Here is a 14,605-nt window from a genome sequence, read left to right as displayed (position 1 = left end):
ATACTCAGCCATGTCTAAGTTTTTTATCCATCGACCGGTCTTCGCCTGGGTGCTGGCCATCATTATGATGATTGCCGGCGGCCTGGCCATCCTGCAGCTACCGATAGCGCAGTATCCGACGATTGCGCCCCCTGCGGTGGCGATCTCCGCCACCTACCCGGGTGCGGATGCCCAAACCGTGCAGGATACGGTCACTCAGGTTATCGAACAGAATATGAACGGTATCGACAACCTGATGTATATGTCGTCAACCAGCGACTCCGCTGGCTCGGTAACCATTACGCTCACCTTTAAGTCCGGCACCGATCCGGATATCGCCCAGGTGCAGGTGCAAAACAAACTGCAGTTGGCTACGCCGCTGCTGCCTCAGGAAGTACAGCAGCAAGGGATTAGCGTCGAAAAATCCAGCAGCAGCTTCCTGCTGGTTGCCGGCTTTATCTCTGATAACCCGGCCACCACCCAGGACGATATTTCTGACTATGTCGCCTCCAACGTGAAAGACCCTATCAGCCGCCTCAACGGCGTGGGCGATGTGCAGCTGTTCGGCGCGCAGTACGCCATGCGCGTCTGGCTGGACGGCAATTTGCTGAATAAATACAACCTCACGCCGGTCGACGTCATCAATGCGCTGAAGGTTCAGAACGATCAGATCGCCGCGGGTCAGTTGGGCGGTACGCCGGCGCTGAAAGGTCAGCAACTGAACGCGTCGATCATCGCTCAGACGCGGCTTAAAGATCCGCAGGAGTTTGGCAAGGTTACACTCCGGGTCAATGCCGATGGTTCGGTCGTCAATCTGAAAGACGTCGCCCGCATTGAGCTGGGGGGAGAAAACTACAACGTCGTCGCGAGAATTAACGGTAAACCCGCCTCTGGTCTGGGTATTAAGCTTGCGACCGGCGCCAACGCGCTGGATACTGCCACCGCGATTAAAGCGAAGCTGGCCGAGCTACAGCCCTACTTCCCTCAGGGGATGAAGGTTGTCTATCCGTACGATACGACCCCTTTCGTCAAAATCTCCATCCACGAAGTGGTTAAAACGCTCTTTGAGGCAATTATCCTCGTCTTTCTTGTCATGTATCTGTTTCTGCAGAACATGCGCGCAACGCTCATTCCGACGATTGCCGTTCCTGTCGTGCTGTTGGGTACCTTTGCGGTACTGTCGATGTTTGGCTACTCCATCAACACCCTGACGATGTTTGGCATGGTGCTGGCGATAGGCCTGTTGGTCGATGACGCCATCGTGGTGGTGGAAAACGTCGAACGTGTAATGGTTGAGGAGAAGCTCTCGCCAAAAGAAGCGACAGAAAAGTCGATGTCGCAGATCCAGGGGGCGCTGGTGGGTATCGCCATGGTGCTCTCTGCGGTATTCGTCCCGATGGCCTTTTTCGGCGGCTCGACTGGCGCGATTTATCGTCAGTTTTCGATCACTATCGTCTCCGCCATGGCGCTCTCCGTGCTGGTTGCGCTGGTACTGACGCCGGCGCTCTGCGCCACGTTGTTGAAGCCAGCCTCAGCCGAACACCATGAGAAAAAAGGATTTTTCGGCTGGTTTAACGCCCGCTTTGACCAGAGCGTCAATCACTATACCAACAGCGTTAGCGGCATTCTGCGTGGAACAGGCCGTTATCTGGTGATCTACCTGGTGATAGTCGTGGGGATGGCCGTGTTGTTCATGCGTTTGCCCACGTCCTTTCTGCCCGACGAGGATCAAGGCGTCTTCCTGACCATGATCCAGCTGCCTTCCGGCGCGACCCAGGAGCGCACGCAGAAGGTGCTGGATACCGTAACCGACTACTATCTGCATAACGAGAAGGCCAATGTTGAAAGCGTCTTTACCGTTAACGGCTTCAGCTTCAGCGGCCAGGGGCAAAACTCCGGCATGGCGTTTGTCAGCCTGAAACCCTGGGAAGCGCGTAGCGGTGATGAAAACAACGTTGAGTCGATTATTAAACGGGCCACCGTGGCCTTCAGCCAGATAAAAGACGCCATGGTTTTCCCGTTCAACATGCCGGCCATTATTGAGCTGGGTACCGCCACCGGCTTCGACTTTGAGCTGATCGACCAGGGTGGACTTGGCCATACCGCCCTGACCCAGGCGCGAAACCAACTGCTCGGTATGGTGAAACAGCATCCGGATCAGCTGGTCCGGGTACGGCCCAATGGGCTGGAAGATACGCCGCAGTTCAAACTGGATGTCGATCAGGAAAAAGCGCAGGCGCTGGGCGTATCCCTCTCCGATATCAATGAAACGATATCTGCGGCGCTGGGGGGGTACTATGTCAATGACTTTATCGACCGCGGCCGCGTGAAAAAAGTGTACGTCCAGGCTGATGCCCATTTCCGTATGCTGCCGAGCGACATTAACAACATGTACGTTCGTAGCGCCAACGGCGAAATGGTTCCGTTCTCCGCCTTTGTCACTTCACGCTGGATATATGGCTCGCCGCGTCTGGAGCGCTACAACGGCTTGCCGTCCATGGAGATCCTCGGTGAAGCCTCGCCAGGAAAAAGTACCGGGGAAGCCATGGCCCTGATGGAACAACTGGCCAGTAAACTGCCGAGCGGCATCGGTTACGACTGGACCGGGATGTCTTACCAGGAACGGCTCTCCGGCAACCAGGCGCCTGCACTTTATGCCATCTCATTGATCGTCGTCTTCCTGTGCCTGGCAGCGCTGTATGAGAGCTGGTCGATCCCCTTCTCAGTCATGTTAGTGGTTCCGCTGGGGGTCATTGGCGCGCTGTTAGCGGCCACGCTGCGTGGGCTGAATAATGACGTTTACTTCCAGGTCGGTCTTTTGACTACGATCGGTTTGTCGGCAAAGAATGCGATCCTGATCGTTGAGTTCGCCAAGGATCTGATGGAGAAAGAAGGGAAAGGGATCATTGAGGCTACGCTGGAGGCATCGCGGATGCGCCTGCGCCCTATTCTTATGACATCTCTGGCTTTTATCCTCGGGGTTATGCCGCTGGTGATTAGCCATGGTGCCGGTAGCGGGGCTCAGAATGCAGTGGGCACCGGCGTGATGGGCGGGATGCTTACCGCGACACTGCTGGCGATCTTCTTTGTTCCGGTGTTCTTCGTGGTCGTTAGGCGACGCTTTACCCGGCACGCTGAATAATTCGGCTATGTCTTGAAGGCGCCCCCTCCGGGCGCTTTTTTTTGCATGGAATATTGGTCGCCAGCTAAACTAAACTCCCCGCAGTCTGGCAACCGCCATCGCACGCAGCATCGCTGAATCACAATCTTTCTCTCCATCTTTTCTGCATATTCCCGGGCTTATCTTCACGATATTTACGCGGCTCATAAATTGAGATGATTTCGGCATCCGGGCCGGACAATCCGCGGTGATAAAATAAGCCATTCCGTTCTGCACTGGCTCTCAGTACAACCCTGCGGATTATCCAGAGGTAATATCATGAAAAAGTATTTAATCGTGGCGCTGCTGGCCTCTCTGCTGGCAGGCTGTGCCCATGACTCTCCTTGCGTGCCGGTTTATGACTCGCAAGGCCGCTTAGTCCACACCAATACCTGTATGAAAGGCACAACAGAAGACAACTGGGACACCGCAGGTGCGATCGCCGGGGGGGCCGCCGCGGTAGCCGGCCTCACGTTAGGGATCGTCGCGCTGACTCGTTAGCAACTCCGCTCCACAAATGCTCAGCCTGGAGGCGTTCCCTTCGGCTCAGTCGCCAGAAAGACAAAAGGCCCAGTCACACGACTGGGCCTTTCATTTACGTTGATATGACCGCTGCTTTCCCCAGAGGCGGTGCTGCGCACCTTTTCCGGGCTACGGGGTCTGTAGCCCCGGTAAGCGCAGCGCCACCGGGGGAGCTGGCGGCGCGTCTGGCCGCAAAAAACAAAAAAGCCCGGTCTTCCGCTGAGCCTTTCGTTTTATTTGATGCCTGGGAATGATGGCGGGCGTCCTGCCCGCTACCCTCCGGCCGTTGCTGCGCAACGTTCAAATCCGCTCCCGGCGGATTTGTCCTGCTCCGGAGAGCGCTCATCGGCAAACAACAGATATAACAAAAACAAAAGGCCCAGTCTTTCGACTGGGCCTTTTGTTTTATTTGATGCCTGGCGATTCCCTACTCTCACATGGGGAGACCCCACACTACCATCGGCGCTACGACGTTTCACTTCTGAGTTCGGCATGGGGTCAGGTGGGACCGCCGCGCTATTGTCGCCAGGCAAATTCTTTACAACGTGCCGAACTTTAACCTAAAAAGTGGTGCTGATACCCAGAGTCGAACTGGGGACCTCACCCTTACCAAGGGTGCGCTCTACCAACTGAGCCATATCAGCACGCTAAATTTGATGCCTGGCAGTTCCCTACTCTCACATGGGGAGACCCCACACTACCATCGGCGCTACGGCGTTTCACTTCTGAGTTCGGCATGGGGTCAGGTGGGACCACCGCGCTATCGCCGCCAGGCAAATTCTGTTTTCAACACGTCCTGCGGACGCATCGATTAATCTGTATCACGCTGAAAATCTTCTCTCAAATCCGCCAAAACAGCTTCGGCGTTGTAAGGTTAAGCCTCACGGTTCATTAGTACCGGTTAGCTCAACGCATCGCTGCGCTTACACACCCGGCCTATCAACGTCGTCGTCTTCAACGTTCCTTCAGGAGACTTATAGTCTCAGGGAGAACTCATCTCGGGGCAAGTTTCGTGCTTAGATGCTTTCAGCACTTATCTCTTCCGCATTTAGCTACCGGGCAGTGCCATTGGCATGACAACCCGAACACCAGTGATGCGTCCACTCCGGTCCTCTCGTACTAGGAGCAGCCCCCCTCAATTCTCCAGCGCCCACGGCAGATAGGGACCGAACTGTCTCACGACGTTCTAAACCCAGCTCGCGTACCACTTTAAATGGCGAACAGCCATACCCTTGGGACCTACTTCAGCCCCAGGATGTGATGAGCCGACATCGAGGTGCCAAACACCGCCGTCGATATGAACTCTTGGGCGGTATCAGCCTGTTATCCCCGGAGTACCTTTTATCCGTTGAGCGATGGCCCTTCCATTCAGAACCACCGGATCACTATGACCTGCTTTCGCACCTGCTCGCGCCGTCACGCTCGCAGTCAAGCTAGCTTATGCCATTGCACTAACCTCCTGATGTCCGACCAGGATTAGCTAACCTTCGTGCTCCTCCGTTACTCTTTGGGAGGAGACCGCCCCAGTCAAACTACCCACCAGACACTGTCCGCAACCCCGGTCAGGGGCCTACGTTAGAACATCAAACATTAAAGGGTGGTATTTCAAGGTTGGCTCCACGCAGACTGGCGTCCACGCTTCAAAGCCTCCCACCTATCCTACACATCAAGGCTCAATGTTCAGTGTCAAGCTATAGTAAAGGTTCACGGGGTCTTTCCGTCTTGCCGCGGGTACACTGCATCTTCACAGCGAGTTCAATTTCACTGAGTCTCGGGTGGAGACAGCCTGGCCATCATTACGCCATTCGTGCAGGTCGGAACTTACCCGACAAGGAATTTCGCTACCTTAGGACCGTTATAGTTACGGCCGCCGTTTACCGGGGCTTCGATCAAGAGCTTCTCCTTACGGATAACCCCATCAATTAACCTTCCGGCACCGGGCAGGCGTCACACCGTATACGTCCACTTTCGTGTTTGCACAGTGCTGTGTTTTTAATAAACAGTTGCAGCCAGCTGGTATCTTCGACTGGTCTCAGCTCCGTCCGCAGGGACTTCACCTACACACCAGCGTGCCTTCTCCCGAAGTTACGGCACCATTTTGCCTAGTTCCTTCACCCGAGTTCTCTCAAGCGCCTTGGTATTCTCTACCTGACCACCTGTGTCGGTTTGGGGTACGATTTAATGTTACCTGATGCTTAGAGGCTTTTCCTGGAAGCAGGGCATTTGTTACTTCAGCACCGTAGTGCCTCGTCATCACACCTCAGCGTTAAAAGGTACCGGATTTACCTGGAACCTCCGCCTACATGCTTAAACCGGGACAACCGTCGCCCGGCTAACATAGCCTTCTCCGTCCCCCCTTCGCAGTAACACCAAGTACAGGAATATTAACCTGTTTCCCATCGACTACGCCTTTCGGCCTCGCCTTAGGGGTCGACTCACCCTGCCCCGATTAACGTTGGACAGGAACCCTTGGTCTTCCGGCGAGCGGGCTTTTCACCCGCTTTATCGTTACTTATGTCAGCATTCGCACTTCTGATACCTCCAGCAACCCTCACAGGCCACCTTCGCAGGCTTACAGAACGCTCCCCTACCCAACAACACATAGTGTCGCTGCCGCAGCTTCGGTGCATGGTTTAGCCCCGTTACATCTTCCGCGCAGGCCGACTCGACCAGTGAGCTATTACGCTTTCTTTAAATGATGGCTGCTTCTAAGCCAACATCCTGGCTGTCTGTGCCTTCCCACATCGTTTCCCACTTAACCATGACTTTGGGACCTTAGCTGGCGGTCTGGGTTGTTTCCCTCTTCACGACGGACGTTAGCACCCGCCGTGTGTCTCCCGTGATAACATTCTTCGGTATTCGTAGTTTGCATCGGGTTGGTAAGTCGGGATGACCCCCTAGCCGAAACAGTGCTCTACCCCCGAAGATGAGTTCACGAGGCGCTACCTAAATAGCTTTCGGGGAGAACCAGCTATCTCCCGGTTTGATTGGCCTTTCACCCCCAGCCACAAGTCATCCGCTAATTTTTCAACATTAGTCGGTTCGGTCCTCCAGTTAGTGTTACCCAACCTTCAACCTGCCCATGGCTAGATCACCGGGTTTCGGGTCTATACCCTGCAACTTAACGCCCAGTTAAGACTCGGTTTCCCTGCGGCTCCCCTATACGGTTAACCTTGCTACAGAATATAAGTCGCTGACCCATTATACAAAAGGTACGCAGTCACACCCGAAGGTGCTCCCACTGCTTGTACGTACACGGTTTCAGGTTCTTTTTCACTCCCCTCGCCGGGGTTCTTTTCGCCTTTCCCTCACGGTACTGGTTCACTATCGGTCAGTCAGGAGTATTTAGCCTTGGAGGATGGTCCCCCCATATTCAGACAGGATACCACGTGTCCCGCCCTACTCTTCGAGTTCACAACCTGTGCATTTTGGTGTACGGGACTATCACCCTGTACCGTCGGACTTTCCAGACCGTTCCACTAACACACAAGCTGATTCAGACTCTGGGCTGCTCCCCGTTCGCTCGCCGCTACTGGGGGAATCTCGGTTGATTTCTTTTCCTCGGGGTACTTAGATGTTTCAGTTCCCCCGGTTCGCCTCGTTAACCTATGTATTCAGTTAACGATAGTGCAACGAATTGCACTGGGTTTCCCCATTCGGACATCGCCGGTTATAACGGTTCATATCACCTTACCGACGCTTTTCGCAGATTAGCACGTCCTTCATCGCCTCTGACTGCCAGGGCATCCACCGTGTACGCTTAGTCGCTTAACCTCACAACCCGAAGATGTCTTCAGATTGCGAAAATTTGAGAGACTCGAACACACTTAAACAGTGTGTCGTTTCAATTTTCAGCTTGATCCAGATTTTTAAAGAGCAAAATTTCACAATGCACTTCGCAGTACATTTTGAAATTTATCATTTATCAAACAATCTGTGTGGACACTACAAAGGCAGGTTCTTTAAGGTAAGGAGGTGATCCAACCGCAGGTTCCCCTACGGTTACCTTGTTACGACTTCACCCCAGTCATGAATCACAAAGTGGTAAGCGCCCTCCCGAAGGTTAAGCTACCTACTTCTTTTGCAACCCACTCCCATGGTGTGACGGGCGGTGTGTACAAGGCCCGGGAACGTATTCACCGTAGCATTCTGATCTACGATTACTAGCGATTCCGACTTCATGGAGTCGAGTTGCAGACTCCAATCCGGACTACGACATACTTTATGAGGTCCGCTTGCTCTCGCGAGGTCGCTTCTCTTTGTATATGCCATTGTAGCACGTGTGTAGCCCTGGTCGTAAGGGCCATGATGACTTGACGTCATCCCCACCTTCCTCCAGTTTATCACTGGCAGTCTCCTTTGAGTTCCCGGCCTAACCGCTGGCAACAAAGGATAAGGGTTGCGCTCGTTGCGGGACTTAACCCAACATTTCACAACACGAGCTGACGACAGCCATGCAGCACCTGTCTCACAGTTCCCGAAGGCACCAATCCATCTCTGGAAAGTTCTGTGGATGTCAAGACCAGGTAAGGTTCTTCGCGTTGCATCGAATTAAACCACATGCTCCACCGCTTGTGCGGGCCCCCGTCAATTCATTTGAGTTTTAACCTTGCGGCCGTACTCCCCAGGCGGTCGATTTAACGCGTTAGCTCCGGAAGCCACGCCTCAAGGGCACAACCTCCAAATCGACATCGTTTACAGCGTGGACTACCAGGGTATCTAATCCTGTTTGCTCCCCACGCTTTCGCACCTGAGCGTCAGTCTTTGTCCAGGGGGCCGCCTTCGCCACCGGTATTCCTCCAGATCTCTACGCATTTCACCGCTACACCTGGAATTCTACCCCCCTCTACAAGACTCTAGCCTGCCAGTTTCGAATGCAGTTCCCAGGTTGAGCCCGGGGATTTCACATCCGACTTGACAGACCGCCTGCGTGCGCTTTACGCCCAGTAATTCCGATTAACGCTTGCACCCTCCGTATTACCGCGGCTGCTGGCACGGAGTTAGCCGGTGCTTCTTCTGCGGGTAACGTCAATCGATGAGGTTATTAACCTCACCGCCTTCCTCCCCGCTGAAAGTGCTTTACAACCCGAAGGCCTTCTTCACACACGCGGCATGGCTGCATCAGGCTTGCGCCCATTGTGCAATATTCCCCACTGCTGCCTCCCGTAGGAGTCTGGACCGTGTCTCAGTTCCAGTGTGGCTGGTCATCCTCTCAGACCAGCTAGGGATCGTCGCCTAGGTGAGCCGTTACCCCACCTACTAGCTAATCCCATCTGGGCACATCTGATGGCATGAGGCCCGAAGGTCCCCCACTTTGGTCTTGCGACGTTATGCGGTATTAGCTACCGTTTCCAGTAGTTATCCCCCTCCATCAGGCAGTTTCCCAGACATTACTCACCCGTCCGCCGCTCGTCACCCGAGAGCAAGCTCTCTGTGCTACCGCTCGACTTGCATGTGTTAGGCCTGCCGCCAGCGTTCAATCTGAGCCATGATCAAACTCTTCAATTTAAGTTTGATGCTCGTGAATTAAACTTCGTAATGAATTACGTATGTTCACTCAGAGACTTGGTATTCATTTTTCGTCCGAGGACGTTAAGAATCCATGTCACTTTGAGTGCCCACACAGATTGTCTGATAAATTGTTAAAGAGCAGTTGCGACGCGCTTTAGCGCTCTGTCGCGAGGTGGCGTATATTACGCTTTCCTCTTTCAGAGTCAACCCTGAATTTCAGGATTTTTCTCTTCAACCGAACCGGCTGTTTGTGTGAAGTGATTCACATCTGCCGTGTCAGTGGGAGCGCATTATAGGGATCCCATTTTTTTGCACAAGCCTTTTTTCGATCTTTTTTTCTGAATGGTGATTTTTCACCCTTTTCGTCGCGTAATTGCACGATTTGCTCAATTTTCACCGTTTTCAGGGGTTGCACAGGGAGATAAAAGCCACCAAAGTCTTCTTACATTCCGGTATTTTGAGGTCTATATGTCTGCTCAGCTGCGCCCCTATAAAGCATTTTTCCCACAAATCGGTCTTCGCGTCATGATTGACGCATCCAGCGTTGTCATCGGTGATGTCAGAATTGCCGATGATGTCAGCGTCTGGCCTCTGGTGGCCATTCGCGGCGACGTCAACTATGTATCGATAGGTCAACGCAGCAATATTCAGGACGGTAGCGTTCTCCATGTGACCCATAAGTCCTCTTATAAGCCGGAGGGAAATCCGCTGATCATTGGTGAGGATGTAACTGTTGGTCATAAAGTGATGCTGCACGGCTGCACTATCGGCAACCGCGTGCTGGTTGGTATGGGTTCGATCTTATTAGATGGTGTCGTCGTTGGCGATGACGTCATGATTGGTGCAGGCAGTTTGGTACCGCAGAACAAACAACTGGAAAGCGGCTACCTTTACTTTGGCAATCCGGTCAAACAGATCCGCCCCCTGACGGAGACGGAACGGGAAGGACTGAAGTATTCAGCAAATAACTATGTGAAATGGAAAAATGAATACCTGGATCAGGATAACCAGATCCAGCCCTGAGCATCTTCCTGACCATCGCGGATCAATGCTTCCACCTCTTCCTCTAGATCCCAACGATGTTCCTGGAAGGCGGCCAGCCACTGCGCTGGCCCCTCTGCACCAAAACGCTGCTGCAGGCTCTGTCCTGAAATTGCGCAGGTTAATTGCATCCCATTGACCAGCACAGGAAAAACCACACCCTGCCGTTCGGCATCCCATGATTCCCGGTCAGGAAACTGAATCGCCTGATTCATGCATTCAGTTCCTGCTGCAGCGTTTCGATGACCGGAGCGATAGCCGGCAGGACGCCGTGCCATAGCAGAACAGCATGGGCGGCTTGCGCCACCAGCATTCCCAGCCCATCAGCACAGTGGACTGCGCCATACTGCTGGCACCAGTGAAGAAACGGTGTTGGCCCTTTCTGGTAAAACATGTCATAGCAATACACGTCAGCGTGGACAACAGATGCCGGGATAGCCGGTACATCACCGTCTATTCCACTGGACGTCGCATTGATGATCAGATCGAATGTTTCCCCGGATAAGGTATCCATCTCTCTTGCGCTGACGCTACCGGTATGGGCGAAGAGAGTGGCTAACTCATGGGCACGAGAATAGGTTCGATTCACGATCGTGACGGCACATCCCAGCGACAGAAGCGGCAAAAGAACCCCGCGTGATGCGCCACCAGCACCTACCAGCAGGATCCGCTGGCGCGGCTTAATGAACCCCAGGCGTTCCAGATCGCTCAGGAGGCCAATACCGTCGGTGTTGTCCCCCAGTAAACGGCCATCTTCCAGGCGTTTCAGGGTGTTTACTGCTCCCGCCAGCGCAGCGCGTTCTGTCAGCTCGTCCGCGCGCGCAAAAGCTTCCTCTTTAAAAGGAACGGTGACGTTGGCCCCCTTTCCTCCTTCTGCAAAGAACTGATTCAGAGAAGAGACAAAATCGTCCAGTGGCGCCAGCACACGTCCATAAGGATGAGTAATCCCTAACTGGCGGGCAAACAGCTGATGAATAGAAGGCGACTTGCTGTGCGCGATCGGATTACCAAAAACGGCATAGGTTTCCATGGTTCACCCCTGGCGGAACAGTTTACCCGTCAGGGCATCACGGATTTCAGATGGATTTTGCCGTCCACCCGTGGCGCCATCCACAACCGGGAAGCTGTCACCAAACTGAGCATGAACCTCTGCGGTGGTACGACACGGTGGTTGCCCGGTGAGATTGGCGCTCGTCGAGACCAGCGGTTTCCCGTAAGCTTCGCACAATTCAATCACCAGCGGATGGTTGGTCACGCGTACGGCCAGCGAATCAAAACGCCCCGTCAGCCAGCGCGGCGTTTCAGGACGCGCCGGGAATACAAACGTCACCGGTCCCGGCCAGCAGGAAAAGATAGCGTCCCGCTGCGAGTCACTTAACCGTGAATCATCAACATAAGGCTTCAACTGCTCAAAGCTGGCGGCGATAAGGATCAATCCCTTGTCAACAGGACGCTGCTTCAGCTCCAGCAGACGCATGACGGCCGTTTCGCTGTCTGGATCGCAGCCAACGCCAAAAACGGCTTCTGTGGGGTAGGCGATGACATGTTCATTTTTCAGTACCGCCACGGCATGGGCGACGGTTTCTGAGGGCAGGTTATTGTTCACTGATTTATTCCGCCGGGATCGGCTTTCCACATTGTTTACTGGCACAGAAGCGTCTGAGCCCCTGCGCCGTCTTCTTTTCAATTAACAGCGGGTAATGGCATTCAGGGCATTCGCCCGCTACCGGTTTAAAATTGATAACGAACTGGCAATCAGGGTAGCGATCGCAGGAATGAAAGGTTTTACCGAAACGAGAGCGACGCTGGACCAGATGCCCTTGTCCGCATTGCGGACAGGCGATAGCGGTCTCATCGGGTTTATCAATCAGCTCGGTATGCTCGCATTCGGGATAGCGACTGCAGCCGATAAACATACCAAAGCGCCCCTGGCGTAACACCATGACAGCGCCGCAAGATGGGCACTCCTGTCCCTCCAGCACCTTAACGATATGACCGTCCGCCTGACTTTTCAGGGGACGGATATAGTCACAGTCCGGATAATGCGAACAACCGAGAAACGGGCCATGTTTCCCGGAACGGATCACCAGTTCAGCCCCGCACTGCGGGCAGGGCTCATTTTTACGCACCGAAAACAGTGCTGATTTGGCCATAACAACTCGATGTTGCTGCAAAAAGATTAATGCAGCATACCTTCATTTACTTCGAAGAGTAATTCTTCCATTTGCTGATAGGCGTTTTCACAGCCCGGAATGTTGAACAGTACCATCAGGATGACCCATTTCAGGTCTTCCAGTTCAAATTCAGCTGTATCCAGCGCCAGGACGCGCTCTATCACCATTTCTCGCGTTTCGAGGTTCAACACCTGAATCTGCTCGAGGAAGAGTAAAAATCCCCGGCAACTGGCATCCAGACGCTGGCACTCCTCTTCGGTATACACCCGAAGCGACAGCGGGTCGGAAGCGAGCTGCATGGGTTCAACGAGACCTTCCTGATAATCAGCCAGTTTCTCGAGCCACATTAACGCGTTATAGATATCTTCCCGCTCAAAGCCTGCATCGGTAAGATCCCGCGTCAGTTTGTCCTGATCCACGCGCATTTCTGCTTCGTTATGGATGTAAGTTTCAAACAAATACATGAGTACGTCGAACATGGCTTGCCCTCCTTAATCGGACATAGCCGCCGGGTACAGCTGCGATCCAGCCTGCTAACTCCAGTTCAAGTAGCTGAGCTACGGTTACTGGCACAGATTGGCCGGCACGTTCAGCGACAACGTCAACAGGTGTTACCTCATCTCCTACGTTAGCCAGGAGCTCCGGAAATGGCAATGCTACAGACGGCTGATCGGCGCAATTATTTATCGAATCAGACGTATCAGTAAGCCAGGCCAGCTCGTTTTGCCAGTACTCCACGATATCCTCTGGCGAGGTCACCGGTACCGCGCCTTGCTTGATTAACCAGTGCGGACCTTCAGATCCCGGATTACCAATCGGGCCAGGCAGGGCAAACACATCTCTTCCCTGCTCCAGGGCGCAACGGACGGTGACCAGCGATCCGCTTCGCAACGCCGCCTCAATCACCAGCACGCCCAAACTTAAGCCGCTGATAATACGGTTACGTCGGGGAAAATGAGCGGGAAGCGGCGGCGTAATGAGTGGAAATTCAGAGACCAGCGTACCGCCATTGTCGATGATCTGTTGGGCGAGGTTTGCATGGCGCCGCGGATAAACCTGTTCCAGCCCGTTGCCCAGCACCGCGATGGTTTTCCCCTCCGCGGCCAGCGCGCCGCGGTGCGCAACGCCATCAATGCCTAACGCCAGCCCACTGGTGATGGTGATCCCTCTACGCGCCAGCGTTTCGCTGAACAGTTTTCCCCAGCAGGCGCCATACCAGGAGTGCAAACGGCTGCCAATAACGGCAAGCTGCGCGCTGTGAAGCAGGGCGGGGTCGCCACTGACCAGCAACGCGCCGGGGTAATCAGCGATAGCCCTTAGCCGCAACGGATAGCGCGGATCGTCAGCCCGTAACAGATGATGATCCGGATGTTCCAGCCAGCGCTGCGTCTCGTCAAGCTCCCGCTCGTCAAACCGTAAAAATGGCTTCACCTGCGCCGCGGTCATCCCAACGGCATGTAGCGCTTCACTATCCACGAAAGCGGCTGCGCATAACCGCTGCGCAATATCCAGCATCCTGTCGCCATACAAATTACTGACCTTCATCAGCCGCAGCCAAATCTCGTCGGGCGTCATCCTTACCCCCTGCCATAAGCGGCATTGACAATCTTTGCGATTGGACAGTGAGACTGTCAATTGCAGGGGGTTTTGTCTAGAATAGAGCTAATAATCTTATCAACTCCTGAATACGACTCTGGAACTTTATGGCAGTTTTGCAAGTGTTACATATTCCGGACGAGCGCCTTCGCAAAGTCGCCGAGCCGGTCAAAGAAGTGAATGCGGAAATTCAGCGTATCGTCGATGATATGTTCGACACCATGTACGCCGAGGAAGGCATCGGTCTGGCCGCAACCCAGGTCGATATCCATCAGCGCATCATCGTGATCGATGTGTCGGAAAATCGTGAAGAGCGGCTGGTGTTAATCAACCCGGAGCTGCTGGAAAAAGACGGCGAAACCGGTATTGAAGAAGGCTGCTTGTCCATTCCGGAACAGCGTGCTCTGGTACCCCGTGCGGAAAAAGTGAAGATCCGTGCGCTGGATCGCGACGGTAAGCCGTTTGAGCTGGAGGCCGATGGCCTGCTGGCGATCTGTATCCAGCATGAAATGGATCACCTGGTTGGCAAACTGTTTATTGACTATCTGTCACCGCTCAAACAACAGCGCATTCGTCAGAAGGTTGAGAAACTGGATCGTTTACGTTCCCGTGCCTGATAACA

10 protein-coding genes, 1 tRNA gene and 4 rRNA genes are annotated in these 14,605 nt (G+C 53.9%); 4 read left to right on the top strand and 11 right to left on the bottom strand.

Annotation, left to right across the window (positions count from 1 at the left end; genetic code table 11):
* The first annotated feature begins 10 nt into the window (after window positions 1–10).
* Window positions 11–3,121 (top strand): efflux RND transporter permease subunit, encoded by a 3,111-nt coding sequence (locus R0140_RS02235; RefSeq protein ID WP_032741036.1) that lies wholly within the window; start codon window positions 11–13, stop codon window positions 3,119–3,121.
* 297 nt (window positions 3,122–3,418) lie between these two features.
* Window positions 3,419–3,640, top strand: a complete 222-nt coding sequence (locus R0140_RS02230; protein WP_004206262.1) for a putative periplasmic lipoprotein — start codon at window positions 3,419–3,421, stop codon at window positions 3,638–3,640.
* A gap of 435 nt (window positions 3,641–4,075) precedes the next feature.
* On the opposite strand, the gene rrf (R0140_RS02225) is transcribed toward R0140_RS02230, so the two are convergent.
* From rrf (R0140_RS02225) to R0140_RS02205, 5 genes are all read right to left on the bottom strand, one after another.
* A 5S ribosomal RNA gene (gene rrf, locus R0140_RS02225) occupies window positions 4,076–4,191 on the bottom strand.
* A gap of 38 nt (window positions 4,192–4,229) precedes the next feature.
* Window positions 4,230–4,305: transfer RNA gene (locus R0140_RS02220), tRNA-Thr, on the bottom strand.
* 14 nt (window positions 4,306–4,319) lie between these two features.
* Window positions 4,320–4,435, bottom strand: a 5S ribosomal RNA gene (gene rrf, locus R0140_RS02215).
* A 96-nt stretch (window positions 4,436–4,531) separates the two neighbouring features.
* Window positions 4,532–7,435, bottom strand: a 23S ribosomal RNA gene (locus R0140_RS02210).
* A 194-nt stretch (window positions 7,436–7,629) separates the two neighbouring features.
* Window positions 7,630–9,169, bottom strand: a 16S ribosomal RNA gene (locus tag R0140_RS02205).
* Together the 16S, 23S and 5S rRNA genes with 1 tRNA gene alongside form the textbook arrangement of a ribosomal RNA operon.
* 471 nt (window positions 9,170–9,640) lie before the next feature.
* Here R0140_RS02205 and R0140_RS02200 point away from each other — a divergent pair.
* Window positions 9,641–10,195 (top strand): gamma carbonic anhydrase family protein, encoded by a 555-nt coding sequence (locus tag R0140_RS02200; RefSeq protein ID WP_008807065.1) that lies wholly within the window; start codon window positions 9,641–9,643, stop codon window positions 10,193–10,195.
* On the opposite strand, the gene R0140_RS02195 is transcribed toward R0140_RS02200, so the two are convergent.
* Genes R0140_RS02195 through dprA form a run of 6 tightly spaced genes read right to left on the bottom strand, consistent with a single transcriptional unit; the run spans window position 10,171 to window position 13,962 of the window.
* Entirely contained in the window at window positions 10,171–10,428 is a 258-nt protein-coding gene (locus tag R0140_RS02195; protein WP_008807064.1) for a DUF1488 family protein, read from the bottom strand. The genes R0140_RS02200 and R0140_RS02195 overlap by 25 nt on opposite strands.
* The gene (aroE, locus tag R0140_RS02190) at window positions 10,425–11,243 is read right to left on the bottom strand and encodes a shikimate dehydrogenase (protein ID WP_008807063.1); all 819 of its coding nucleotides are present in this window, start codon (window positions 11,241–11,243) and stop codon (window positions 10,425–10,427) included. Before aroE ends, R0140_RS02195 begins: the two co-directional genes overlap by 4 nt.
* 3 nt (window positions 11,244–11,246) lie before the next feature.
* Window positions 11,247–11,819 (bottom strand): L-threonylcarbamoyladenylate synthase type 1 TsaC, encoded by a 573-nt coding sequence (tsaC, locus tag R0140_RS02185; protein ID WP_008807062.1) that lies wholly within the window; start codon window positions 11,817–11,819, stop codon window positions 11,247–11,249.
* A 4-nt stretch (window positions 11,820–11,823) separates the two neighbouring features.
* Complete coding sequence (locus R0140_RS02180; RefSeq protein ID WP_032740259.1) at window positions 11,824–12,366, bottom strand: DNA topoisomerase family protein; 543 nt, start codon at window positions 12,364–12,366, stop codon at window positions 11,824–11,826.
* Window positions 12,367–12,392: 26 nt separating this feature from the next.
* On the bottom strand, window positions 12,393–12,866 hold the full coding sequence (gene smg / locus R0140_RS02175) for a DUF494 family protein Smg (protein WP_008807060.1): 474 nt from the start codon (window positions 12,864–12,866) through the stop codon (window positions 12,393–12,395).
* The gene (gene dprA, locus R0140_RS02170) at window positions 12,838–13,962 is read right to left on the bottom strand and encodes a DNA-protecting protein DprA (protein ID WP_080782733.1); all 1,125 of its coding nucleotides are present in this window, start codon (window positions 13,960–13,962) and stop codon (window positions 12,838–12,840) included. The genes smg and dprA overlap by 29 nt, the downstream gene beginning before the upstream one ends.
* 128 nt (window positions 13,963–14,090) lie before the next feature.
* On the opposite strand from dprA, the gene def reads away from it, so the two are divergent.
* On the top strand, window positions 14,091–14,600 hold the full coding sequence (gene def / locus R0140_RS02165; protein ID WP_008807058.1) for a peptide deformylase: 510 nt from the start codon (window positions 14,091–14,093) through the stop codon (window positions 14,598–14,600).
* Window positions 14,601–14,605: the final 5 nt, after the last annotated feature.

The sequence above is a fragment of the Klebsiella sp. w6 genome (assembly GCF_033100215.1).
GTDB classification, from domain to species: Bacteria; Pseudomonadota; Gammaproteobacteria; order Enterobacterales; family Enterobacteriaceae; genus Klebsiella; species Klebsiella variicola.
The sequence above is the reverse complement of the archived record's forward strand: the minus strand, read 5'-3'. Positions and strand labels throughout refer to the sequence as shown.